The sequence below is a fragment of the Bacillus basilensis genome (genome assembly GCF_050630465.1).
Classification (GTDB): domain Bacteria; phylum Bacillota; class Bacilli; order Bacillales; family Bacillaceae_G; genus Bacillus_A; species Bacillus_A basilensis.
Map to the genome: position 1 here is coordinate 13794 of NZ_JBNTQO010000008.1, position 24295 is coordinate 38088.

Consider the following 24295-nt stretch of genomic DNA (forward strand, 5'->3'; position numbering starts at 1 on the left):
GGAATTGTTAGCAAGATTTTTTATTTAGAAATGTTTAAACAGAAGTGAAGTGTAAATAATCACATGCTATAGCAGCTGCAGTGTTTATTTAGGAGAAGATATACCTACCTCTTTTAAAACATCATCTGTACCATTTGGATCATATTTTAAATCTTTCGCTTTTTTATTTTTCAACAACTTTAATAACGTATGAGCCAAGAAACGAATTTAGAACGTGAAATAATTATTTTTCAAAATTATTATTGGGAAAATGGGAAATATTTGTTTTGATTTCCATCAGAGAAATATCAAGTAGTAGTTTTCCATTAATGTATTAGAGTGTGCAATCGCATCACCGCAGCATTCTTTAAGTGAGCTTTTAATTATTCGAAATCCAAAATCATTTGTACCAAATAGCAGTCACTTTCATATACTGGGCAGGATACTATTTACCTGCTTTATCCCGCTATTTGCGGTCAGTAAGGTCTGCCGTGTTGTACGAAGGTGCCTATAGGAACGAATTTGATTTTCGGTTTCATAAGGATATAAAAGATAAATCCAGTTTTTCTTTGTCGTATCGTACGTATAGAAAATGCCACAGATTCTATATACATTCGGCCCAAAAATTTCAGGCTTTACTCTTTTTACATCAACATCTTTATACGCAATCTTGATAACTAAAAATAAATAAGAAATCTTTATCATGTGAACGAGAAGAGCTCCTCCTTTAAACGGAGTGAAGGTAGGGGCAGTTCAATGTAAATATATATTGTCATTCTGTTTAAAATATCTAACTAGCCTAAGTGGTTATTATGGAGGTGCTCTATGAAATTAGCATTAGGTACTGTTCAGCTGGGTCTTCATTATGGAATAGGAAATATAATGGGTAAACCTGATAGGGAAGAGGCTTTAAATATCATCAAATATGCTATAAATAACGGTATAGATGTGTTAGATACAGCGTCTTCTTATGGAAATAGTGAAGCTATTATAGGTGAATATGTCTCAAGCAAAACAACAGAAAAAATTTTTCAGGTTGTAACTAAAATACCTATGATTGATTCTGAAAATATTGGTATTGAGCATTTAGATAGCTTAATTGATAAATATATTAAACAATCTATGATGAATTTGAAAACAAACATTTTAGACTGTTGCCTGTTACATGATTCTAAAAATATGGTTTCACATAATGGATATATCATTCAAAAATTAAATACATTGAAATTAGGGGGAGTAATCAAAAAGATTGGTGTATCCGTTTATACACCTGATGAAGTTAAGCGGTTTTTGGAATTTGATTGTTTTGATATGATTCAAGTTCCTTTAAATATATTTGATCAACGTCTAATTTGTTCAGGCCTACTACAAAAGCTGAAAACAAAAGGAATAGAAATACATGCTAGAAGTCCATATCTTCAAGGGTTGCTATTAATGGATACGGAAAAAATTCCCGATTATTTACAAATCGCTAAAAAACCAATAAAAGAATTTGAGTTTTTAGCTCGGGAATTCAATTTAAGTAGAGCGCAATTGGCTTTATTATTTGTTCGAGAATTGAAAGAAGTTGATAAGATTATTATTGGATGTGAAACAGTAGATCAATTAAAAGAAAATATTCAAATCTGTAATTCACCTTTATTAGAAGAGAAAGTTCTTAATACTGCAAAGAAATTATTTAAGGATATACCTGAGATAATTATTAATCCGAACTTATGGAGGGTGAATAATGAATCAACATGAATTATTTAGTTTAAAAGGCCAGAATGCAATTGTTACTGGTGGATCTGGTTATCTTGGTTCTGCAATTTCTGAAGGGCTGGCTAAGTATGGTGCAAACGTTATGATAGTTAGTAGAAGCAAAGAAAAATGTATGAATTTAGCTGATCAGTTAAATCAAAAATATAATGTGAAATGTCAGGGATATGCTCTAGATGTTTCAGATAGTAAATCAATAAACCATACATTTGAGGAGATTTATAATTCAGATAATAAGATAGACATTCTTATTAATAATGCTTACTTTGGAGCAGGAAAGACTATTGAAGAAATGACAGAATCGGAGTGGGAAACAGGAATTGATGGTTCTATAAATAATGTGTTTCGGGTTACTAAAAAGGCATTACAATATATGCTACCGAAGAATAAAGGAAATATTATTAATATCTCTTCAATGTATGGTGTTGTTTCCCCAGACCCTTCTATTTACGGCGATTCAGGCTTTAATAATCCTCCGAATTATGGAGCAGGAAAAGCTGCTATCATACAGTTTACTCGGTATCTTGCGTGTCACTATGGTTTAAAAGGAATTAGAGCTAATTCTATCTCTCCAGGTCCATTTCCTAATACAGAAGTTCAGAAAAATAAAGAATTTATTCGAAATTTAAATAAAAAAACAGCGCTAGGTCGTATTGGAAATCCCCAAGAATTACAAGGGTTGATTGTTTTTCTTGCATCTAATGCTTCAAGTTATGTAACGGGGCAAAATATTTGCATTGATGGTGGCTGGACATCGTGGTAAAACATCGCTAGAAAGTCAAGGATGTAACAAGAACCCTTTCCACTGAAAAAATTTTCTCATTTTATATAAGATGAAGAGATTTTTTAGTTATAGTGAGAATTTGACAATCTAGGAGTGAAAAGAGCCTTCGTTAATAATGTTATATTAGATTATATTGATAAATTTATCGTTACAAATACTTTGTTATTCTGTGAAATTCCCTAATTTTAAGGAAGTATTTGATATAGATAGAAGTCAAAAAAACATAATGGAGGCTAATAAGAAAAAATAATTGACGCAGTAACAGTTTTTGGACTGAGGACTTTTACAACATCTGTTACCGCAGAAACTATCGTAATAGCGGATGTACTCAACGTACGTGAAAAGCCAACTACGGAATCAAAAGTATGGGTAGAAAATTGTGGTGAAGCAATTGCTGGTGATACCGGTAGTGCAATTAAAGGTAAACGTATTGATGTTTTAGTAGGTTCAAAAAGTAAGGTTATAAATTTGGGAAGACAAACGGTTAAAGTGAAAATTCTATGATATTCATGGTAACAAAAATAGAAGCCATTTCTCTTTATTGAGACTGACTTTTATTTTTGAGTTAGTGCAACTCATTGAAAACCTTTGTTAATATGATTTAGGTATTTTAAGAGGGTTATTTCCAAAATAGCACCAAAATTTTAATGGAAAATGAAAAAATACAATTTGTATCATGTTTATATATTAAATGTAAAAAGAATAGATTTCTTGCACTCTTATTAATAGTAAAATGCAACAACTATTATTTTAGAGGTAATTTATCCAATCAAGCGCAGGGGGAGAGTGTTTACCTGTTATATTCATAGCAATGCAATTATTATGTATAAGATAATAATGTTAAGTAGAATTTAGTTGTAATGCCTAGAAAAAGAACCCTATAGGATTCTTTTTCTAGGCATATTAACAGTAAGGATAATCATGAAATGCTATTTTCAAATCTTTATTAGGGGAAAGATTTAGAAAAAACTTAACATATATCTATTTTTACATAAATGTAAGATATAGTAAAATAATAATATTTATACTTACTATTACTAATATTTAATCATAAACATTAACACTATGTGTATAGTGTTAATGTTTATTTAGAGCGGTCTATATTTAGCCATCCAATAATAGTTCGAAGTTGGTATATAAGACTAATTTGGAGTTTCATGTAGTGAACTACTCGCCACTTCCGGGTGTTCCAACCCTAGATGTCCAACGTTTGGACGCTCCTTTGGTATGATTGATATTTTACACGGGAACCGAATGGTTTGGTTTGCACATTCTATTTTCTTCCTGCAACCTTATATATCAAGTTATCAAAGAACTTCATATAGCTAGTTTTATCAAAATTTTTTGGTTATGCCAAACCGAAATTTATCACCCACCTACCGTTGGACTATCGCCTTTCACACGCTTGAGGAAGGAGAACTCTTTCGAAGAATTCGTTAAAATAGAGAACCGAGGCCCTCTATTAAATGAACATGAATGATTTAAATCACTTGTAGCTCTATAGACATTTGGTGATATGTGAAGTGTAGTATTTAGATATCTTTAAGAGTTTTTACTAACTTGTCTTCTTAGGATTTCATAGATGTATTCGATAAGCTAATATGTCTAATTTATTAATATTGAGAGTCGCTACTACCTGTATTAACTTATTTTATTTTTTAAAGCAATATCTCTTATTGGTGCTATCCTCTTATATCATTCTTCTTGGTATTCTTTAGCTAAGTGAGAGGGGTATGATGAAATAGGAGGACCAATCTTAAAGAGGGATAAACTAGTTTTTGAAATCGGTATACAGTTCTTTAATAAATATAGTTTTTGCAATATGTCTTTATCTATTGGATGAAGCATGTAATCTGTCATTATGAAATAATTGTGATGATAGATAAATACTTTTCCTTCGGGTAGAATCGTGTAATGAGATAAATTCGGATAAATAGGTGGTCCATCTGAAAATTTATCTAAACTACTTTGTGAAACTTTAATAATTTCTTGATTTGAAAATTTTAATTTGCGAAATGCTATGGTGTTAATGAATGGACGTTTTTGATTATTTTCTAAATAAAATAATTCTTCTTTTTCGTTTTGCACAACCCGTAGATTTGGGATTGATTCAGTAAGGGTTATGGGAGGACCTTCAGTATATTTGTAGATAAAGGGATCAGGGATTGAGACAATTTCATTTTGATTATATTTGAAGTAGGAAAGCATTTCTTTCGATATAAGCCTACGTTTATAATTATCAATTAAAAATACTTCACCTTGTGAATTTCTAAATAAAATACCATTTAAATCTTTGGAAGGGAGGTTAGCATATAAATTTTGGAAGGAAAATGGTGTTTTAAAAGTAATATCGAGCACTTTGTTAATGGGATAAAAAGGCTGGAATGTATTTAGGCGCTTCCAAAACATCGCATCTCCAACAAACCAATATAAAGGATTTGTATCCCAATATTCACAGTATTTTTCATAAACCTTTAATAATATTCTTCTAGTATGCATAACTGAACAGTGATCCACAACATTTGCAGCTGTATATAAAATTTTTGAAGCTTCTCTTACATATTCATGAATAGGTTGTAGATTATAATCAACATATTTTACGTATTGAGAAGAGTACACTATATCAATTTCAGGGTGTTTTTCTAAGAAAGATAACATTTCAGCTAATCTGTTTGGAACGTACATAGTATCGTCCGTTAAATAGCAAATATACTGCCCACGTGTTAATGGAAGTGCCTTATTGATGAGAGTTGCATATCTTGTGGTTTTATATCTCTCATTATCTTGTATAAAACTATTTTCATAATAAATTCGAGGGTCATCTAAATAATTTTTTATAATATTTATAGTTTCTGGACAAGAGTTATCATCCATAATAAAAAGTTCCCATTCTTTATAAGTTTGCATTAGGACACTTTCAATAACTTGATTAATTAATGATGGCTTATTATAGCTAGTAAGGATAATTGAAATTAGGGGTTGCAAAATCGTCACCTCTTCTGAGAATATTGAATGTTTTTTTCTCGCGAAGTCTAATAGATAATAATAAACCTTTATTGATACATTCTTTTTTGTACTTGGATAGTTTATTACCTTTTCATAGATATGGTATGGACTATAGTGGAGTAAAAAAAGATATATATAGATAAATATAAACGCTGCTATAGACTTTAATATATATATAAATTTTTTTAAAATTATCGGAACGGATTGTCCTTTCTGTTTATATAATAACGTAACTGTTTTTGTATTTGGTTATAAGGAGGAGAGGAATATTTGCCTAAAATTTCAGTTATAATGACAAGTTACAATAAGCCTACGTTTGTTGAAAAATCGATATTAAGTGTATTAAACCAAACTTTTCAAGATTTTGAGCTTTTTATCATGGATGATAATTCTAATGAAATGACCCAGAAGGTAATTCAACCATTTATTAATAAGGAAAATGTACATTTTTATAAAAGTAATGTGGCCCATATTTCTGAACGGACAAAAAAAGTCAGATATGCTGCTTTAATTAATGAGGCTCTTAAGCATGCGAAGGGGGAGTATATTACTTATATTACTGATGATAATCAATATGAAAAAGAACGACTCAAAAAGATGTCTAGTTATCTTGATGAGAATAAAGGTGTTCAAATTATTTATTCTGCATCAAAAACGATTCATCTAGATGAATCAGATTTGCCTATTAAAACTGTTGAAAGAGCTGCCAAAAAAATTACTAATAATGCTCCATGTACAATTGATCATTGTTCTATTATGCATAGAGCCTCTGTTTTACCGATTCTTGAAAAAAGGTGGAATTCATACTGGGATGAAGATCCTCAATTTTATCGTATAGGAGATGCACGCTTTTTTTGGAGATTAAATCATTATTGGGATTTTCATCCTTTAGATGAAATTTTAGATATCAATTATATTACTTCACATTCAATACATTCGCAGTTATTTGCAGAAGAAAAAAATGAATTTGTACAATTATTACCGCTACAAAGAACATGTAAAGAATTAAGAGAAGACTTAAGAAGAAAAAGAGGGTGAAATGTTGAGTGATATCTATTTGGAAATTACCGGGAACTAAATCCGGAATATATAAATGTTTTTTCTGAGCTAAACCATTATAATATCCGTTTGCCATTACTGAGTAATTTTTATCAATATTTAGACGATGATGTAAAAAATAATATGAAAGTAAATAATTTTTATAAACAACTGTCCATTGAGCAAATAGAAGAAACGCAGTTGTAGTTAGAGTTTGAAAAAATATCTTCATTTCAACCAAAGATAACTCCTTAAACAACCTCATATTTTCAGTTTTCAATGAGCAACCTGTACCAAAAATATAAAACAGCATCGTATGTTTTGCTATTCAAAAAGCTAATTTATCTCCCACCTATTTGTTGGTGCAATAGCACTACATACAAATTGAGAAGGGAGTTTTCTTGACTAAAAATTATTTCAATAAGAGGAGGTATGCATTTATATGTTTTTTAAAGATAAAAACATTTTAATTATTGGTGGAACAGGAACAATTGGAAAGAGCATTCTTTCTAATATTCTAGAAGAAAAGCCCAAAGTTGTAAGGATTTTTAGTAGAAGTGAATATAATCAATTTTTATTACAAGAAGAACTCAGGGGTAGAAATCAAAATATTCGCTATTTAATTGGGGATATTCGAAATTACGATCGATTATATAGTGCAATGGAAAATATTGATTATGTGTTCCATGTGGCAGCGATGAAGCATGTTTCGTTTTGTGAATATAATCCGTTTGAAGCAGTTTTGACCAATATTTTTGGAACACAAAATGTAATAAAAGCGGCAATTGCTCAGAAAGTAAAAAAGGTAGTTTTTACAAGTTCTGATAAAGCGATTTCACCAACAAATAATTACGGTGCAACAAAATTGACTGCTGAAAGATTGATTACGTCAGCGGAATATTCAAAAGGTTCAAGTGAAACGATATTTGCAAGTGTTCGCTTCGGAAATGTTATGGGGTCAAGAGGCTCTGTCATTCCTTTATTTGAAAATCAAATTAAAGAAAACCAAAAAATAACTGTAACGGATCTTAGTATGAGTAGATTTATGATGACACTGACCCAAGCAACTATGTTAACAATTGAAGCAATGAAAATAGCAAAGGGTGGTGAAACTTTTATATTAAAAATGCCAGTTATTTCATTAAACGATTTAAGTGAAGTGATGATAGAAGAAGTTACAAAGTTATATGGATTGCCCAAGGAGAATATTAAAATTGAAGAAATTGGGTTAAAACCTGGTGAAAAAATGTATGAAGAACTTATGACACATGATGAATCTTTACAGGCTTTTGAATTACCAGATATGTTTATCATTCCTAGCCCATTAAAAAAGGGTGCTCAATATGAAAATGCAAAAAGGGCGAAGGCAGGGTTTTACCGTTCTGATAATCAAAATGCTATTTCAAAAGAAGAGCTTAGAAATTTAATATTAAACCAGCAACTATTAACAGGAGGGGAGAAACTATGAAAATATTAGTAACTGGTGGTGCAGGTTTTATTGGTAGGTGGGTTGTAAAGAGATTATTGCAGGATAAGCATGAAGTATGGATATTAGACAACTTAGCAAATTCAACTACTGCAAATATTACCGAGTTTGCACACGATCTAAATTTAAAACAATGCATTCAAGGAGATATTAAAGATAAAAAATTAGTTGCTCAATTATTTGAAAATAATTCATTTGACCTTTGTTATCATTTAGCAGCGAGTATTAATGTTCAAGATAGTATAGACGATGCTAGAACAACTTTTGAAAATGATACAGTAGGTACTTTTAATTTGTTAGAACAATGTCATAAGCATAATGTCAAAATGGTCTTTATGAGTACGTGTATGGTATACGATAAAGCTACTAATATACAAGGAATATCAGAATTAGACCCGATTAAACCAGCTTCTCCATATGCTGGGTCAAAAATTGCTGCTGAAAACATGGTTTTATCTTACTATTATGCTTACAAGCTGCCAGTTGTGGTTATTCGTCCATTTAATACGTATGGCCCATTCCAGAAAACTGGTGGTGAAGGTGGGGTTGTTGCTATTTTTATAAATAATAAATTAGATAATGTACCACTAAATATTTATGGAGATGGGAAACAAACGAGAGATCTTTTGTATGTTGAAGATTGTGCGGATTTTGTTGTGGCAGCAGGATACTCTTCAAAAGCAAATGGTCATATTATTAACGCAGGAACAGGACAAGATATATCAATTAATAAATTAGCAGAATTGATTTCAGGAAATAAAGTAAGTATTCAACATGTAACTCATATCCATCCACAAAGTGAAATTCAAAAATTATTATGTAACTATGAAAAAGCAAAAACAATATTGAGTTGGGAACCGAAAGTTTCTTTAGAAGATGGAGTTATTAAAACAGAAGAGTGGATTAAATCTTTAAAAAGTAACCCTAAGGAGAAAGAATAATGGTAAGGGAAATTCTCGGTATACATGGAGGAAAGCCTGTTAGAGAAACATATTTGCCATATGGTCAACAACAAATTGATGAACATGACATTCAGGCGGTTGTAGATGTATTAAAAGGGGATTTTTTAACGACAGGGCCAACGATTCAACAGTTTGAGGAGGCTATAGCGAAATATGTGGGAGCAAAATACGCTGTTTCTTTTTCAAATGGTACAGCTGCTCTGCATGCTGCTTGTTATGCAGCTGGCATAACTGAGGGAGATGAGGTAATTACAACTCCAATGACATTTGTAGCAAGTGCAAATTGTATTTTATACCAGGGTGGAAAGCCAGTATTCGCAGATATTGACAATGAAACATATAACATTAGTCCTAAATCTATAGAGGAAAAGATTACAAGCAAAACAAAAGCCATGATTCCCGTACATTTTACTGGGCAGCCTGTAGAGTTAGAGGCAATAAAGAAAATCGCAAAAGAAAATAATTTGATTATCATTGAAGATGCAGCCCACGCATTAGGAGCCACATATAAAAATAAAAAGATTGGTTCTATTGGTGATATGACAATGTTTAGTTTCCATCCGGTGAAACATATTACTACCGGAGAGGGCGGAGTAATTACTACAAATAATCCACTGTTTTATGAAAAACTTGTTCAATTCTGTACGCATGGAATTGAAAGGAATCCTCAAAAACTTCTTGAAAATCATGGGCCTTGGTATTATGAAATGCAATTCTTAGGTTACAACTACAGATTAACGGATATACAAGCTGCTCTTGGGTTATCACAGTTAAGTAAATTAGACTCTTTTATTAAGGTTCGAAAGAAATATGTAGACATCTATAATAAAGAATTTAGTTGTTTATCTGAAATCATCATACCAAAGCAATCGCCTCAGACCGAATCAAGTTGGCACCTTTATATTATTCGTTTAAATACTAAATTATTAAAATGTAATCGCAAAGAAATTTACGAGGCATTACAGAGAGAAAATATCGGTGTGAATGTGCACTATATACCCGTACATTTACAACCGTTTTATCAAAAATTAGGTTATGAAAAAGGTATTTGTCCACAAGCAGAAAATGTATATGAGGAAATTATTACACTGCCTCTATTTCCGAAAATGACAGAAGCTGATGTATGGGATGTAATAAAAGCGGTGAGAAAAGTTCTTTCGTTTTATAGAGTTGCTAAACATTAAATGAAAGGGGTGTTATTAAGATTGCAAAATCAAAAATTGTTAAGAGCTGTTACAAAAATCGATATAAAAAAAGGAGAGATTATTACAGCTAATAAAATAGCTATGGAACTAGATGTTGTTGAAAATGCACTTAACCAGCTTGAAGCAGAGGAATTATTACCTCAGATAGCTTTATATAATTTGTCTGCAGGTACCCCATTATCAAAAGAGGTTATTGAACCTCCAAAAGTAGTAATAATTGTACTTTGCCGGTTAAAATCTACTAGGTTACCTTTAAAGGCATTATTACCAATACACGGAATTCCTTCCATTGAAAGATGTCTTATAAATACATTAGCTATTCCAGGAAAACATCAGGTCATACTTGCTACTTCAGATATAGCACAAGATGATCCTTTGGAAAAATTTGATTTAGACAGGAAGGTTAAAATTTTCAGAGGTGATCCAGAAAATACTGCTGATCGCATATTCCAAGCTGCCAAACAAGAAAATGCAAACATTGTAATGCGGATTACAGGAGATTGCCCAGTTGTGTCACCAGAAATCAATACTTTTTTACTAGATGAACATTTGAAAAGCGGTGCAGATTATACACAGGCAGAGTTAAGTACGTTACCTGTTGGAACAGCAGGCGATATTTTTACATTAGAGGCAATCGAACGATTGCTACAAACCCAAAAAACTTTAACCTATGCAGAATACCTTCCGTTGTATTTTATAAATAATCCCCATTTATTCCAAGTCAATATAGTAAAACTCCCTCCTCCATTTCGTTACCCTACTTGGAGGCTAACATTAGATGAACAACCAGATTTAGATATGTTCAATGAACTTTATAAAAGTCTGAATGTAAAATCTAAACCTTTATTTTTTCATCAAATAAAAGATTACATCCTAGAAAATCCTGAACTTATTCAAATCAATAGTCATGTGAAACTGAAATATATAAATCAAAAATCGTTAGTAGATGAGTTAAATAGAGAAACAAAATTATAAATTAATAAATTGTAGCGCTTTTAGTGAGGAGGGAGTAACTTGCTTGAGAAAAAAATTGCCTTTCGCGCCGACGCATCTATTGAAATAGGGACCGGTCATATTATGCGTTGTTTAACACTTGCCCATGAGTTACGGAATAAAGGTGCTCAGATTTATTTCATTTGTCGTAAGCTGCAAGGTGATCTGCAGCAATATATTTTAAATAAGGGATTTCATGTGTTTTTATTAGATGCAGATGGTGAAAATACGAATTTCTCAAGTACAGTACACGGGAGTTATTTGAATTGGCTAAAATATCATTGGTTTGTTGATGCACAACAGACCAATGATATTTTGTCGCAACTTCCCAAGTTTGATTGGTTAATTGTTGATCATTATGGATTAGATAATAAGTGGGAGACTGCTTTAAGAAAAACTGTAAGAAAGATTATGGTAATTGATGATCTTGCAAATCGAATGCATGACTGTGATTTATTACTAGACCAAAATTTATATGATAACCTAAATACTCGCTATAAAGATTTATTACCAGAGCAATCATTAGTGAAATTAGGACCTAAATATGCCATATTACGACCAGAGTTTCATGCTGCTAAAAAATTTTTAAGAAAAAGAACAGGCGAGATTGAACGCATCTTTGTATTTTTTGGGGGGCATGATGCAACGAATGAAACATTAAAAACATTAAGAGCTATACAAAATATAAGTAGCGATACTTTAAAAGTAGATGTAGTAGTAGGAAGTCAAAATCCCCATAAAGAAGAGATTGAATCTTATTGCAGGAGTATTTCTAATGCCTCATTCTATTGTCAAATAGAGAATATGGAAGAGTTTATCGTACGAGCGGATTTAGGGATAGGAGCTGGTGGCACAACCACATGGGAACGCTGCTTTCTTGGATTACCTTCTATAACAATTACAACTGCTCCAAATCAAATTGAAGTAACCAAGGCTGTGTCGAACGCTGGAGCTACATGGAACATTGGTACAGCTGAAAGTGTTTCGGATGAAACGATTACGAAATGTCTAAGCAAGCTTTTATCAAATTCTAATATAGTGAAAGAAATGTCTAATAAAGCTCTTTCTATACAGTGTGCCAGTAATTCAGATGAAATAGCAAAAATTATTTTAGGAGGATAGCATGTTAGATATAGGGGATTTTCAATTGAAAAGTTTAGAAAAGAAAGATTTAGAACTTATTTTAAAGTGGAGGAATACAAAAGAAATACGTACGGTTATGTATGAAGATCATCAGATAACAATAGACGAACATTTAAAGTGGTATGAAAAACTAGTAATGGACGATACAAAAGTTGCAAGATTATTAACATATAAAGAAAAGCCAATTGGATTTGTTAATTTTACAAAAATAGATGAAATGAATCAGACTTGTTATTGGGGATTTTATATAGGTGAAAAGGAAGGCGTAAGACGTGCTGGAACTGTATTAGGTTTATTAGCATTAGACTATATATTTGAAACAAAAGACATACACAAAGTGTGTGCAGAAATAATAGAATCAAATCGTATCAGTTTAAACTTCCATCAGAAACTTGGCTTCCAAGAAGATGGAAGATATGAAAACTATATTTGCAGGGATAATGATTATATTGATGTCATTACAATGACCCTGTTTCATGAACAGTGGACGGAAAGGAAAGAAGCCATAAAAAAAGAACTTGAAGGTGAAAAAAATGAGTAATATATATATCGGAGGTAGAGAGATTGGCGATAACTTGCCACCATTTATAATTGCAGAAATGTCAGGGAATCATAATCAATCATTAGATAGGGCTTTGCAAATTGTAGAGGCAGCTGCAGTGGCTGGAGCACAGGGATTTAAAATTCAAACATATACACCTGATACAATGACTTTAAATATAGAAAATGGTGATTTTTTAATTCAAGATACAAAAAGCTTATGGAAAGGTAAATCACTTTATCATTTATATAAAGAGGCTTATACACCATGGGAGTGGCATAAACCCATTTTTGATCGCTGTATAGAATTAGGAATGATACCATTTAGTACGCCATTTGATGAAACTGCTGTGGATTTTCTAGAATCATTAAATGTTTCTTGTTATAAAATCGCATCTTTTGAAAATACTGATATCCCCCTCATACGTAAAGTAGCTGCAACAGGAAAACCAATAATCATTTCGACAGGTATGGCTTCGATTGCTGAACTAGATGAAACAGTAAGGGCTGCGAGAGAAGAGGGATGTAAAGAATTAATTTTATTAAAATGTACAAGTACGTATCCTGCATCTCCCAAATCTACAAACATAGCTACCATACCTCATATGAAGGAGTTATTTAAATGTGAAATAGGTTTATCTGATCATACACTTGGAGTAGGTGTATCTGTAGCAAGTGTTGCTTTGGGAGCCACAGTAATTGAGAAACATTTAACACTCTCGAGGTCTGACGGGGGTGTAGATGCTGAATTTTCAATGGAACCTGCTGAATTTAAATTATTAGTAAGTGAAACTGAAAAAGCATGGGAATCTTTAGGTAATGTATATTATGGACCAACTAATTTAGAAAAAGACTCTTTAAAGTTTAGAAGGTCATTATATGTTGTAGAAGACATAAAAGCGGGAGAAGTATTCACGAATGAAAATATTAAAGCTATTAGACCAGGTAATGGCTTATTGCCAAAACACTTATCCAAAATTCTCGGAAAGAAAGCGAGTAAGGATATCAAAAAAGGAACACCTATTTCATGGGATTTAATTTGATAGAGTATACTGAAATACTAATAGGAATTCATTTCAAGTATGTAGTAGTAAACATGATAGCTTGTGCTAACCGATATGCATCTCCTATTTATTTGTTGGTGCAATCACACCTTCAGGAAAATTAAGGGGGGAGTCTTCTGGCGGAAAAAGATAAATTAAAATGCCTTTTCATAAAATTAAAAAGGCATTTTAATTTATTCAGAATCATTATAAAAGAAAAGAAATTTTTAATTTAATAAATCAATTAAATTGTGATTGTAATATATTCGTTATAAAATTGATTCTCTCATGAAAAGTATGTTGTGTAATAACTTTTTTGTAAATTTTTTCGACCATTAATTTTTTTGAAATCGTATCATTTAAATTAAGAGATATTTTATTTAAACAGTCTTCAAAGCTGTTATAGGATATAATTTCATCTTTATTGAAGAAAGATGAAAGATCAGATTTTTCTTCAATAATTTGAAAGCCTTGGCAAGCTGCGATATCAAATGTACGATTATTAATGGTATTACTTTTTACTCTATTTTTATTTTTATTCTGCGGAAATAGATAACTACGATGAGGATTTAATATAAGACTAGCGTTATTATAATAGAACGCAACTTCTTGAGGCGGAATCCATTCTTCTATAATCTTAATTCTTCGGTGATTTTTCCATTTTTTAATTAACTTATTTCGCCAGTGTTGACCGATAACAGTATAGTGATAAGGGGTTTTTTCCAAAAGAAACTGTATCAATTTCACTCGGGTTGGATAAGGATATCCAATGAACAATATTTCACTTATATATTTTGAATTTTTTAGACCAGGTTTAAATATATCTATATTAGTTGCTAAGGGTAAATGATATACATTGGTATATCCTAAAGCTGTGTAATATTTAAGTGCTTCGCTATCAATAGTAAATATAAAATCAAAGTTATTTAATAGAGGAAGAGAAGTATCTATATAAAATGGGTCCTCAGTTAACCAGACAGCTAATTTAATATTCCTTTCTTTAAAATATTGAATTGCTTTTTGCGGTAGATAATTACCTAATAAGGTGAAAACAATATTAGGATGAAAAGTTGCTGTAATGAAATCCAATTGCTCTACTAATTCACTCGGCTGTACTGCTAACCATTCGAAATTTTGATTGATAAGTGTTTCCTGTATGCTTTGATCTAGATATTGATAGATTTTTGAGTAACCAGAAGTAATGTATAAGAGTTTCATATTTCAATCCCTGCTTTAGGTATAAAATATATTATGAGCTAAACGTAACACTTTCTATTTCTTTACAACTGATCTTAGTAATACTTATAGTCGGAGGAGTAATTGAATTTTCCTCCTCTAATGTGACGATACAAGTATTAGAGTTAAAATTTGTAAAAACAGCAGGTCCAATAATATTTCCAGATTTACCAGTCACAGTAACGACTTCGCCTGGTTGTAAATTTTTAAAAATAGTACATACTCCACCTGAACAACGAAATAAATTGCATAAGAACAAATTTTTCCCTCCTTTAAACAATATACTGTATCATATGAAAGTATGTAGAAGGATGTGTAGACAAGTAACCTTTAGAAGGGGAAAGAAATTTAAATTAAAGAATATTATTGAAATAAAAAAAGACATTCTAATGAATGTCTTAATTATAGATCGAACTAAAACCATTTGAATCATCTTAAGGGGTGGTTAATGTAATGCTTTCTATATCTTCACAACTTATGAATATAGTATTGGTTGAAGAGGGGGTTAGCACATCTTCTTCAACTAAAATCACCGCACAATTTTGCGGAATGAACTGTGTAAAAGTAGCAGGACCAATAATTTGACCTGATCTAGTAGTAACTGTAACAACTATTCCCACTGGCCATACAGAGAATATAACACAAGCTAAACCTTTACATGCTGCCATATTAAACCCTCCTAACTCTAATTTTTAATAATGTAGTAAATTCCAAACATTTTATATTGTATGGGGGAGCAGTATGAAGTGCTTGGACTATTAGAAGTCACTTTCCGGTTTTATCCCTTCATGATTAATATGATAACTGTGAAATACTACGATACACAGGTTTAAAAAATAAAAATGGTAAGGAGGTTTATGAGGAAGATATTGTGTGATTTAGTGATCAGCTATTCCAAGGTCCAAATGATGAATGGAATTATAAGGTAGGATGTAACGAGTACATGAAGTTATGCTACACGGTATTTGATTAGGATGAGATAGAAGGCTTAAGTTTTCGGCAGCATTTATGGAAATTTAGAGTAACTAGAAAAATAAATAAAATTCTTATTTGCGCGACTTGTTTTCTTATAAGTGTGCAAACACGAAATAGGAGGGTTATCAATTTGATGACAACAACTGTTCGACTGAAAGTAGGAACGAAAACCGTCAGGTTGAGCTGAAACTACTTATCTAATACTCCTACATGCAAGGCATGATAGTAGTCACAACTTGTATGAAGCTAGGTGAAGTTGGCTGAACAAAACCTAAGTGAGAACTCATATGGTAATGGATAGGTCGGGATGCTACAAAATATCTATGGTGAGAATGTCCGATAAAGGACTGACGAACTTGCGAATGTATGGGTCTAAAGGATTAATACATCAGAAATGTGTATGTCGTTAATGACGATGTTATCTACCGAAAAGTAAGAGTAAATGATATAAAATTCGGAACATCTAACGATGAGGATGTAAAGATAACAGGTTTACAGCAAGCACTTAAGGATATATGTATAGCTAAGTCAATCGGAACGTGGTAAGCAAGAAACTGTCACCAAAGCCTACTAGCAGACAGGTGCATATGCGATTCTAACGAACCGAAATTGCTTTATTCTTGTGAAGGTCGGGGACACAGTATCAACGAAGCATGTAACAAATGTGGAGGGATAGTCCCTAGTCTTGTTCGTTGAAAACTAAATCAACTATATGTAACTCACAGGATCGGGTAAGATGATACGACTTTTTCGTAAGAAAAGGAAATGAATACATCGGTGAGTACAACATTGTTTGTAATCTAGTTGCTTTAAGTATAAAAGGATAAGATGGGACGCCGTATGTCGGGAAGCCGACACGTACGGCGTTAGGTGGGGGAAAAGGTGGAGATGATATCAAAGCCTTACCTATCACACACAATAAAAAGAAATCGTGTACAAAAAATGTACACGATTATAATGCAACTATGTCTTGTCAGTTTATTTTATGTTTACTGTATATAAATCTAAATAAATTAAAAGAACACTTTTAAAAGTGTTCTTAAGACCAAGACTCTTATTGTAAAAGAATACATGATAATATATATGACTTTTTCTAAGAGTGTGAATCATTTGACCAGAATTTTTATTTAAAAACTAAAGAGCGCTTTCCAAGGCGCTCCTTAAGTAAAACTAACATTGAAAAAGAATACCACACGATAGTCTATGCATGCTGTGTAGGTATGTGTAGTTTTACAACAAAATTGTTATTTGAGTAATTCTAGTAATACGATGATTTGTAAAGGCGAGTTGACTTTTGTCTGTATGGAAAGTTTTGAAATGTTTTTTTAGATGTATTAATAGTTAGGAAAACATAAATTTGGAAATAAAACTTGATATTCTGGGACTAACCGAAGGTCAGTAGTAGAGGTTGCAAATTGTATATATTTTTTTTCCAATGTATCTAGTGTTACCAGGTGATGAGTACCTAAGCCATGCTGGATGCTATGTGTAGAAAGTGTAGGACCAATTTGCAATTTTCGGTTTTGCATAGCTTTATTCCATGGACTGTAAAAGAATTTTAAAACGAAAGCAGGATACATGTAAACGACAAATGGATGAGGTGACCAATGCCGTCCTGCCCAATAGTTACCATGTGAATAATTGTGGAGTAATCTACCTCCGTAGTAAGGGGCAGGTGGATTAGGATGGATTATTATCCCATGATAACGCTGTTTGACAAGGGGAATTCCGTATCTCGGATTAGTATAACTGTGAGTCGGATCATCGACCATGAGAATAGTTCTAATGGCATACATGTTTTGTTTTAAAGCAGTAAGAGATGAAAAAAATGCTTCCTTATCAAAACAGCAAAGAAATTCAGTGGTATTCAATACCATTTTCCATCCTGTAATTTCTTTTTCGATTTCCATAACTTCTTGATCAACTAATAAGGCATCAAACTCTAATACTTTTGAATTGCGGATTTCCCAATGAGGTGCAAATAATCTACATATCTCAACTGAACGATCAGTAGACCCCCGATTAATAAGAATACCATGATCAAATAGCTTTGTGTGATGCATTAACCACCATGGAAGCAGATACTCTTCGTTGAAGAAATGAGAAATTAGTGTTGTATTAATAAAAAAAACTCCCTTTCATAAAAATAATTGGTCACATGTATCTAGCGCTCCGTTACGTAAGTTGTCTTTATATATTATTTAATGAAAAGAAGAAATGTTTGTACACAATAGTAAAATCTGTTCTGCATAAATGAGCTGATGTTAAAGGGGGATAGAATTATTACTACATGCGTTAGAAATAAAGAAGAGACAATCGGGAAAAGTTTGCAAAAACGCTATTTGTGCGGCACGTTTCCTCATAAGTGTGTAAACACGAAAGAGGAGAGTTATCACTTTGATAACAACAGCTGTTTGACTGAAAGTAGGAATGAAAGCCGTCAGGTTGAGCTGAAATTACTTATCTGATACTCCTACATGCAAGGCGTGATAGTAATCACAAATTGTATGAAGCTAGATGAAGTCGGCTGAACAAAACCTAAGTGAGAACTCGTATGGTAATGGATAGGTCGGGATGCTACAAAATATCTATGGTGAGAATGTCCAAAATAACGGACTGGCAAACTTGCGAACGTATTAATACATTAGAAATGTGTATGTCGTCAAGGAAGACGTTATCTACCGAAAAGTAAGAGTAAATGATATGGGATTCGGGACATCTAACGATGAGGATATAAAGATAACAGGCTTAAAGTAAGCACCTAAGGATATATGTATAGCTAAGTCAATCGGAACGTGGTAAGCAAGAAACTGTCACTAACACCTACTAGCAGACAGATGTATATAAGGTTCTAACAAACCAAAATTGCTTTATTCTTCACAGTACCAACGAAGCATGTAACAAATGTGGAGGGATAGTCCCTAATCTTGTTCTTTGAAAGCTAAATCAACTATATGTAACTCACAGAATCGAGTAAGATGATTGGACCTTTAGTAAGAAAAGGGAATGAATACATAGGTGAGTACAACATTGTTTGTAATCTAGTTGCTTTAGTATAAAAGGATAAGATGGGACGCTGTAAGCAATGAAAGTCGCACGTACAGTGTTAAGCCGGGGAAAAGATGGAGATAACTTCAAAGTTTTACCTATCGCAACGATATCTAAATTGTATATGTAGAAAGGAGCACCTAATTAAAGTGCTCCATAGGAGATTGATTATAAATGTCTGTTCATTAACTATTATTATGTTTATTTTATCGAATGGTGAAAAACTTGGACAAAAACTTCATTTTGCACAACAAAGCAGCTAGTTAATAAAACTAACTGCTCGTTGTACAAAAAAAACGCTACGCTTACAGAAATAATTTGTTTGATCATACAAAGTAACATCATCATAATATTCTTCTGTTTCAATAATGAATTTTTTCTTTTCACCTGCGAATACATATTCAGACCCATCTACAATAGGGAAATCTTCTGGATAAACGTTCATACACTCATTTTTAATTAAACAATCTTTCACTTCTTTTACAGCATCTGTGGGTATTTCTTCTAAAGTCAAAAATTCTTCAAAGCTATTATTTATATGTATTCCATGAGAAGCTAATATTTGATTTAACTGCTTAGCTAAACCAAACTCTTCAAAAATCATGTATTCATATTCGTTAGGGTTAAATTTATCTAGTAATACATAAGAATCCAATGAATGCATTTTATAAGTATTTATCCATTTAACAGGTTGATGAAATTCCCCAGGCCTGATTAGATAACCCCAAAGTCCTACGTATTTGTGAAACGCATCGGAAGGTAATACGAAATAAAGAGATCATTCTTCTGTTTCTTTTTCTAATATCCTTTTTCCAGTAAGCAGTTTAAGCATCTTTCTTCCCCCTCGCACCAAAATTCAAAGCAAAAATAGCTAAGCATTTCCTGTATATACATATTTTTTGACAAGAATTTAATTCATTGAATATATAACTATTTTAACATTAATTCTAATAAATAAGGTGAGTAGCAGGCTTAGTATAAAGAACAAATAAAATTTTTAGAAAATATTTCTAAAAAACTTAGTTTTTGAGTTAAAAGTACCGATAATTCAAGTAGAAGTATTATTTTTGAATTTTATAAATATTGAACGAGGGAGAGGAGATATTTTTATGGATTCAAAAACTTATGAAAAGCTACAGGCACTACGTAGATATAAAGAGCCAATTCAAGCAGTATTAAGAACGGTTAAAAAACATGATAAAGACGATCCAGATACTGAATATGCTGAGTTTGCCCTTGAAAACGGTAAGATTATAGGTATTTGTAAAAAAGAGGACTTCTCTGATTATTCTTTTAGAAGTATTACACAATTCACAGGTAATATTTTTAACGTAGTAATTACTCAAATGTCTGATGAACTGGATGTAAATAAAGTTCAGGTATCAGTAAAAGAAGCAAGTAGAAGATCGGCAGATGCTTTAATTCGTGAGTTAATAGAATTGGAGCAAGATGAAAGACTGCAAGAGCCAACCTACGAAGCAGAAGTAACTGGATACAATATGAATGCTCAGGTTCCAACTATATTCTTACGCATCAATGGTGCCGAATGCTTCATGAAATTACATGAACTAAACTATGGAAGAGTGTATAAAAATGCTGTGGATCGTTATGCACCTATTGGTGAACGCATCCCAGTTAAGGTTCTACAATTTAATCCAGAGCAACGATTAATCCACGTTTCTAGAAAAGCAGCAGTGGAAAACCCTTATCAGTTATTATCTGAATTAGCTGAAGGAGATACAATCGTTGGAAGGGTAGTAAATGTTGACCCGCGTTTTGGAGTTTTTGTTGAATTGGACCAAGGCTGCACAATTAAAGGAATTGTCCCTAAAACAATCGAACAGCCAGTATTGGATGAAGTAGTTAGTATGAGAATTGTGAATGTGGATGTAGAAAAAGAGAGAGGGTCGGGGGTTATCTTTAAGTTTCCTTTTGGACGCAAAAAAGTTAACGACCCAACGGCGTTTTTATTTAACTAATGAGTGCGCCGCAGGTTTCCGTACAAGAGAATGGAAAGGCGGTTCAATATTGGCTTAATAGGGACCAATCTTTATCACTTTGGGATGACCCCTCGTTGCAGGGGGGACCAATTCTTCCAGATAATTTCAAACCACTCACAGATTTACGTAGTATTTATGACAGAATTAATTCAGGTTTTATAAATGAAAAAGATAATTTAATACTAAAGCTTATTTGGGATTCATTAGCGATTACTGAAGCACAAATCAAAAATTTTGTGGAATCTAAAATTAGTAGGTCACAGGTTTCAGAATCGTTGAAAAAACTGGTACTGTATGGATTTGTTAGTCGATGGGAGATAAAATCTGGGCTATTTCCGGATCGACCCAAAACTTCTGCTCCAATCACATTAAATACTGCTGGTCATTTGATGATGTGGGCTTATCATAACCGTAATACAAACTATTCTTTAAAGCCAGAGCAGTGGTTAAAACTTGGGGTGGCAGGTGTACAAAGATTTGTCACTATGAATCAAATAAAATATGAGTTTGCAATAGGCCAACAATTATTAAAAAACTGGTGCTGGTATCCGAAGTTACAAGGTACTGGTAATGGGTATAATCCAATTGCTGTTGGAGAAATTAAAACTCCGATTGGAAATCAAAACTTCATATTTGAAAGGGTACAACAAGGTCAGCGGTATGCACAACATTTAAAATCGCGATTGAAAATTTGGGAAGATCAAATTCAAAATGGACCAAATAATTTATTGAATTTCGAAAACACGAAGAGTTTACCAGGAATTTTTATATTATCTATATCTAATCTTGCTTTAGCAGAACATGTTAGAAAGGAGCTAATGTTAGACTTACGAAAGATTCCTATAATGCTTTTAATAGACGAATGCATTCACAGTGAGGGATTCGCAAAATCTTTTTATATCTCAACTCAAAACGGAATTCAGCAAGCACCATTACCATTTTTGAGATAACAAGAGCTGCTTCAGGTAAATATGCTGAAGCAGCTTTTTTAGTTAAAAAGTAAAGTAGATAACATTCATTTGTATTGTACTAAATAAGATGGAGATGAATGAACTGAATGATTTAAATTGAGGACAAAAATGATTAGTAAGATACAAATTTGAACTACCCCCACTTTCACTTCATTTAGAAGAGGGGGATTCCTAAGTAAAAAGTTCTATTGAACTTTAATTTATTAGGCTAACCCCGCAGTCCTTGCGGTTAGAAGTCTTATTGCCTCATTTTTTATATTGATACTTGCGTTAATATCCCTATCATGGTGTGTACAACAAGAAGGGCAGTTCCATTTACGTAGGTTTAGATTTTTAACGTCTTTGTTTTGATATCCACAACAAGAACATAATTGGCTGGAAGCAAATGTTTTCGATACAACAATGACTTGTTTGCCGTACCATTTTGCTTTGTATTCTAACATGGCTCGAAACTGTGACCATGATACCTCGCTAATTGCTTTTGCTAACTTATGATTCTTTAACATATTCGATACTTGCAAATCCTCTATACCGATAACATCGTGGTTTTTGATGATTTCAGTTGAAATTTTGTCCAAGTAATCTTTTCTAGCATTTGATATATATTCATGAATTCTAGCTACCTTAATTCTTTGTTTATTCCATCGAGAGGAACCTTTTGTTCTTCTCGAAAGCACACGCTGTGCTTTTGCCAACTTTTCTTCTAAAAATCGGAAATATTTTGGGTTTTTGTAGATTGTTCCATCTGACAAAATGGCGAAATCTTTTAGTCCTACATCAATTCCAATGTAAGAATGTGTTTTTGGAAGTTCTTGCACTTCTGTTTCAACTAATAACGACACAAAGTATCTACCAGAAGGGTTCCGTCTAACTGTAGCATTTACAATACGTCCCGTTATTTCACGACTTTTGGCAAATCGAACAAGACCTAGTTTTGGCAATTTTATTTTGTTTCCTACAACGGCAATGTTTTCATTTGTTTGTTTTGTGATATAAGATTGTACGTTATTCTTCTTGGATTTGAAACGCGGGGCACTATTTTGTTTTTTGAAAAATCGTGTATACGCATCCGCAAGGTTGCGAACAGATGACTGAATCGCAATACTATCTACTTCTTTGAGCCAAACAAACTCTTTCTTCAAGCCAGGAAGTTTGGCAGAGCATGTACCATATGTTAAACCTTTTCCAGTTTCTTTATATGCGTGATCCCATAGGGATAGAAAATGATTGAATACAAAGCGAGAACAACCTATTGTTTTATTAATTAGAATTGCTTGTGCTTGATTTGGATAGATACGAAACTTAAAGGCTCTATTAATTATCATTTGATTCACCTCCATTTTAGTATATGACTATTATACACCGAACGTACATTCGATCGATAGTGAAGTAACACTTTATGTATGTCAAACAATTAAGATGGCTTCCTGCCATCCCTTGTTCGAAGCCAATTCATCTCCCACCTACTCACTTCGCGTTCCTTGAGGAAGGAGTCTTCTTGGCTAAAATGATAAAAAAAGAAAAGTAAATACCTTTAAAAATCCGATGAAGCGAGAAAACAGCTTATAAAAGTTAAAGAAAGCATAAACTTTAATAGCGTAGTAATTGAATCCTAATTCGTCTCAATGCTAACAACTTCAATAGAACAAAATCTATATGTTATTATTTTCCTTAACACTAATGTCATCCTATATTTAAAAGGGAGATGTTTCCATTGAAAATTAGTGAATTGTCTAAAAAGACAGGTGCAAGTGTTCGATCCATCAGGCATTATGAGAAAAAAATCTAATTACTGCTGTACGCCTTGAAAATGATTATCGCGAGTTCGATGAATCTGCTATTAAACGCATTCGAATTATCCAGCTTTATTTGGGTTTGGGTCTGACAACGGAACAAATTGAGGGAATATTGAAATGTGAGGATAGTGGTCCGGAAGACTATGAATTTTGTGAAGAAATGCTGGAAACTTATCAAGAGAAGTTGGATCAAATCAATAGACAAATCAGTGCATTGGATGTTGTAAAGCAGCGGTTAGAAAAACAAATTATACAAATGACGGATAAACGAAGATTGAGAGATACATAACTGGAAATTCCCCCTAGTTGAAATAACGAAATAATTGAAGATC

Annotated in this window: 20 protein-coding genes and 3 pseudogenes; 16 read left to right on the forward strand and 7 right to left on the reverse strand. The window is 32.5% G+C overall.

Annotated features, from left to right (window positions below; translation table 11 throughout):
• Positions 1 to 804: 804 nt before the first annotated feature.
• The 3 genes and pseudogenes from ACQVV1_RS16630 to ACQVV1_RS16640 form a co-directional block, all read left to right on the forward strand.
• Positions 805 to 1722 (forward strand): aldo/keto reductase, encoded by a 918-nt coding sequence (locus ACQVV1_RS16630; RefSeq protein ID WP_336376661.1) that lies wholly within the window; start codon positions 805 to 807, stop codon positions 1720 to 1722.
• Entirely contained in the window at positions 1709 to 2500 is a 792-nt protein-coding gene (locus tag ACQVV1_RS16635; protein ID WP_242253787.1) for an SDR family oxidoreductase, read from the forward strand. Before ACQVV1_RS16630 ends, ACQVV1_RS16635 begins: the two co-directional genes overlap by 14 nt.
• A 378-nt stretch (positions 2501 to 2878) precedes the next feature.
• Positions 2879 to 3025, forward strand: a pseudogene (locus ACQVV1_RS16640) (3D domain-containing protein); the annotation flags it as partial.
• 1191 nt (positions 3026 to 4216) lie between these two features.
• On the opposite strand, the gene ACQVV1_RS16645 reads toward ACQVV1_RS16640, so the two are convergent.
• The gene (locus ACQVV1_RS16645; protein WP_242253786.1) at positions 4217 to 5506 is read right to left on the reverse strand and encodes a glycosyltransferase family 2 protein; all 1290 of its coding nucleotides are present in this window, start codon (positions 5504 to 5506) and stop codon (positions 4217 to 4219) included.
• Positions 5507 to 5797: 291 nt separating this feature from the next.
• Here ACQVV1_RS16645 and ACQVV1_RS16650 point away from each other — a divergent pair, with 291 nt between their 5' ends.
• From ACQVV1_RS16650 to pseI, 9 genes and pseudogenes are all read left to right on the forward strand, one after another.
• Positions 5798 to 6565, forward strand: a complete 768-nt coding sequence (locus ACQVV1_RS16650; protein WP_431169182.1) for a glycosyltransferase family 2 protein — start codon at positions 5798 to 5800, stop codon at positions 6563 to 6565.
• A gap of 4 nt (positions 6566 to 6569) precedes the next feature.
• Positions 6570 to 6769 (forward strand): annotated as a pseudogene (locus ACQVV1_RS16655) (CDP-glycerol glycerophosphotransferase family protein); the annotation flags it as partial.
• Between the two features lie 238 nt (positions 6770 to 7007).
• The gene (locus tag ACQVV1_RS16660) at positions 7008 to 8033 is read left to right on the forward strand and encodes an SDR family NAD(P)-dependent oxidoreductase (protein WP_000465151.1); all 1026 of its coding nucleotides are present in this window, start codon (positions 7008 to 7010) and stop codon (positions 8031 to 8033) included.
• Positions 8030 to 8992 carry a dTDP-glucose 4,6-dehydratase gene (locus ACQVV1_RS16665; RefSeq protein WP_000699379.1) on the forward strand — a complete coding sequence of 321 codons (963 nt, stop codon included), beginning with the start codon at positions 8030 to 8032 and terminating at the stop codon, positions 8990 to 8992. Before ACQVV1_RS16660 ends, ACQVV1_RS16665 begins: the two co-directional genes overlap by 4 nt.
• Positions 8992 to 10197, forward strand: coding sequence for a UDP-4-amino-4,6-dideoxy-N-acetyl-beta-L-altrosamine transaminase (gene pseC / locus ACQVV1_RS16670; protein ID WP_242253783.1), 1206 nt, complete (start codon positions 8992 to 8994; stop codon positions 10195 to 10197). The genes ACQVV1_RS16665 and pseC overlap by 1 nt, the downstream gene beginning before the upstream one ends.
• The gene (locus tag ACQVV1_RS16675; protein WP_242253782.1) at positions 10198 to 11193 is read left to right on the forward strand and encodes a cytidylyltransferase domain-containing protein; all 996 of its coding nucleotides are present in this window, start codon (positions 10198 to 10200) and stop codon (positions 11191 to 11193) included.
• 39 nt (positions 11194 to 11232) lie between these two features.
• Positions 11233 to 12333 carry a UDP-2,4-diacetamido-2,4,6-trideoxy-beta-L-altropyranose hydrolase gene (gene pseG / locus ACQVV1_RS16680; protein ID WP_336376659.1) on the forward strand — a complete coding sequence of 367 codons (1101 nt, stop codon included), beginning with the start codon at positions 11233 to 11235 and terminating at the stop codon, positions 12331 to 12333.
• A 1-nt stretch (position 12334) separates the two neighbouring features.
• Positions 12335 to 12895, forward strand: coding sequence for a UDP-4-amino-4,6-dideoxy-N-acetyl-beta-L-altrosamine N-acetyltransferase (gene pseH, locus ACQVV1_RS16685; RefSeq protein WP_336376658.1), 561 nt, complete (start codon positions 12335 to 12337; stop codon positions 12893 to 12895).
• Entirely contained in the window at positions 12888 to 13937 is a 1050-nt protein-coding gene (pseI, locus tag ACQVV1_RS16690) for a pseudaminic acid synthase (protein ID WP_336376657.1), read from the forward strand. Before pseH ends, pseI begins: the two co-directional genes overlap by 8 nt.
• 240 nt (positions 13938 to 14177) lie before the next feature.
• Here the strand turns inward: pseI and ACQVV1_RS16695 are convergent, their stop codons facing one another.
• The 3 genes from ACQVV1_RS16695 to ACQVV1_RS16705 form a co-directional block, all read right to left on the reverse strand.
• The gene (locus ACQVV1_RS16695; RefSeq protein ID WP_336376656.1) at positions 14178 to 15155 is read right to left on the reverse strand and encodes a CgeB family protein; all 978 of its coding nucleotides are present in this window, start codon (positions 15153 to 15155) and stop codon (positions 14178 to 14180) included.
• A 31-nt stretch (positions 15156 to 15186) separates the two neighbouring features.
• The gene (locus ACQVV1_RS16700) at positions 15187 to 15432 is read right to left on the reverse strand and encodes a CGEA protein (protein WP_242253762.1); all 246 of its coding nucleotides are present in this window, start codon (positions 15430 to 15432) and stop codon (positions 15187 to 15189) included.
• Positions 15433 to 15607: 175 nt separating this feature from the next.
• Positions 15608 to 15841, reverse strand: coding sequence for a CGEA protein (locus tag ACQVV1_RS16705; protein WP_242253761.1), 234 nt, complete (start codon positions 15839 to 15841; stop codon positions 15608 to 15610).
• 143 nt (positions 15842 to 15984) lie between these two features.
• Between ACQVV1_RS16705 and ACQVV1_RS16710 the strand changes: the two genes are divergently transcribed.
• Positions 15985 to 16050 carry a YopX family protein gene (locus ACQVV1_RS16710; protein WP_075313364.1) on the forward strand — a complete coding sequence of 22 codons (66 nt, stop codon included), beginning with the start codon at positions 15985 to 15987 and terminating at the stop codon, positions 16048 to 16050.
• A gap of 1432 nt (positions 16051 to 17482) precedes the next feature.
• Here ACQVV1_RS16710 and ACQVV1_RS16715 read toward each other — a convergent pair.
• Positions 17483 to 18211, reverse strand: coding sequence for a glycosyltransferase family 2 protein (locus ACQVV1_RS16715; RefSeq protein ID WP_431169183.1), 729 nt, complete (start codon positions 18209 to 18211; stop codon positions 17483 to 17485).
• A gap of 1244 nt (positions 18212 to 19455) precedes the next feature.
• Positions 19456 to 19860 carry a hypothetical protein gene (locus ACQVV1_RS16720; protein ID WP_431169184.1) on the reverse strand — a complete coding sequence of 135 codons (405 nt, stop codon included), beginning with the start codon at positions 19858 to 19860 and terminating at the stop codon, positions 19456 to 19458.
• Positions 19861 to 20305: 445 nt separating this feature from the next.
• On the opposite strand from ACQVV1_RS16720, the gene ACQVV1_RS16725 reads away from it, so the two are divergent.
• Together ACQVV1_RS16725 and ACQVV1_RS16730 are read left to right on the forward strand one after the other, a co-directional pair.
• Positions 20306 to 21175, forward strand: a complete 870-nt coding sequence (locus ACQVV1_RS16725; RefSeq protein WP_336376670.1) for an RNA-binding protein — start codon at positions 20306 to 20308, stop codon at positions 21173 to 21175.
• Positions 21175 to 22146, forward strand: coding sequence for a hypothetical protein (locus tag ACQVV1_RS16730; protein ID WP_336376654.1), 972 nt, complete (start codon positions 21175 to 21177; stop codon positions 22144 to 22146). Before ACQVV1_RS16725 ends, ACQVV1_RS16730 begins: the two co-directional genes overlap by 1 nt.
• Before the next feature lie 224 nt (positions 22147 to 22370).
• Here the strand turns inward: ACQVV1_RS16730 and tnpB are convergent, their stop codons facing one another.
• Positions 22371 to 23492 (reverse strand): IS200/IS605 family element RNA-guided endonuclease TnpB, encoded by a 1122-nt coding sequence (tnpB, locus tag ACQVV1_RS16735; protein WP_431169185.1) that lies wholly within the window; start codon positions 23490 to 23492, stop codon positions 22371 to 22373.
• A 389-nt stretch (positions 23493 to 23881) separates the two neighbouring features.
• Here tnpB and ACQVV1_RS16740 point away from each other — a divergent pair.
• Positions 23882 to 24252, forward strand: a pseudogene (locus tag ACQVV1_RS16740) (MerR family transcriptional regulator).
• The last annotated feature ends 43 nt before the right edge of the window (positions 24253 to 24295 follow it).

What these genes read in the sequence shown, in the direction of transcription:
- ACQVV1_RS16705 (WP_242253761.1), bottom strand. Translation starts at nt 15,841, where the DNA reads ATGGCAGCATGTAAAGGTTTAGCTTGTGTTATATTCTCTGTATGGCCA.
- ACQVV1_RS16635 (WP_242253787.1), top strand. Translation starts at nt 1,709, where the DNA reads ATGAATCAACATGAATTATTTAGTTTAAAAGGCCAGAATGCAATTGTT.
- pseH (WP_336376658.1), top strand. Translation starts at nt 12,335, where the DNA reads ATGTTAGATATAGGGGATTTTCAATTGAAAAGTTTAGAAAAGAAAGAT.
- ACQVV1_RS16630 (WP_336376661.1), top strand. Translation starts at nt 805, where the DNA reads ATGAAATTAGCATTAGGTACTGTTCAGCTGGGTCTTCATTATGGAATA.
- ACQVV1_RS16675 (WP_242253782.1), top strand. Translation starts at nt 10,198, where the DNA reads ATGAAAGGGGTGTTATTAAGATTGCAAAATCAAAAATTGTTAAGAGCT.
- ACQVV1_RS16665 (WP_000699379.1), top strand. Translation starts at nt 8,030, where the DNA reads ATGAAAATATTAGTAACTGGTGGTGCAGGTTTTATTGGTAGGTGGGTT.
- ACQVV1_RS16720 (WP_431169184.1), bottom strand. Translation starts at nt 19,860, where the DNA reads ATGCATTCATTGGATTCTTATGTATTACTAGATAAATTTAACCCTAAC.
- tnpB (WP_431169185.1), bottom strand. Translation starts at nt 23,492, where the DNA reads ATGATAATTAATAGAGCCTTTAAGTTTCGTATCTATCCAAATCAAGCA.
- pseI (WP_336376657.1), top strand. Translation starts at nt 12,888, where the DNA reads ATGAGTAATATATATATCGGAGGTAGAGAGATTGGCGATAACTTGCCA.
- pseC (WP_242253783.1), top strand. Translation starts at nt 8,992, where the DNA reads ATGGTAAGGGAAATTCTCGGTATACATGGAGGAAAGCCTGTTAGAGAA.
- ACQVV1_RS16660 (WP_000465151.1), top strand. Translation starts at nt 7,008, where the DNA reads ATGTTTTTTAAAGATAAAAACATTTTAATTATTGGTGGAACAGGAACA.
- ACQVV1_RS16715 (WP_431169183.1), bottom strand. Translation starts at nt 18,211, where the DNA reads ATGCATCACACAAAGCTATTTGATCATGGTATTCTTATTAATCGGGGG.
- ACQVV1_RS16730 (WP_336376654.1), top strand. Translation starts at nt 21,175, where the DNA reads ATGAGTGCGCCGCAGGTTTCCGTACAAGAGAATGGAAAGGCGGTTCAA.
- ACQVV1_RS16695 (WP_336376656.1), bottom strand. Translation starts at nt 15,155, where the DNA reads ATGAAACTCTTATACATTACTTCTGGTTACTCAAAAATCTATCAATAT.
- ACQVV1_RS16725 (WP_336376670.1), top strand. Translation starts at nt 20,306, where the DNA reads ATGGATTCAAAAACTTATGAAAAGCTACAGGCACTACGTAGATATAAA.